Annotated in this window: 1 protein-coding gene; it reads right to left on the reverse strand. The window is 44.1% G+C overall.

Going from position 1 to position 311, the window contains the following annotated elements; genetic code table 11:
- The coding region (locus Q0845_RS27750) for a Calx-beta domain-containing protein (protein WP_298521218.1) at nucleotides 1-311 on the reverse strand (311 nt) is incomplete at both ends.

Genomic DNA, 311 nt, shown 5'->3' on the forward strand with positions numbered 1-311 from the left:
CCTACACTCATTGCTGGTGTATCGTTATCAGTGATCGTTACGGTTCCACTATCGTTCGTGTTTGAAGTGTTTCCACTGGTTACAGTTCCATTTACACTAAAGTCCTCTGTTGGCTCACCTACTGTATCATCTGTAATTGGAATACTTACATCTACTGTCGTTTGTCCTGCTGGAATCGTTGCTGTGACTGTGGTAGTGGTATAATCATCTGGATTGGTCGCACTGTTATCTGTCGTTGTGATGGATACTACCGTATCTACACTACTTGGATTGTCAATGCTCACCGCGACACTTGCTGTTCCTGCATCTTC

This window comes from uncultured Kordia sp. (genome assembly GCF_947489565.1).
Taxonomy (GTDB): domain Bacteria; phylum Bacteroidota; class Bacteroidia; order Flavobacteriales; family Flavobacteriaceae; genus Kordia.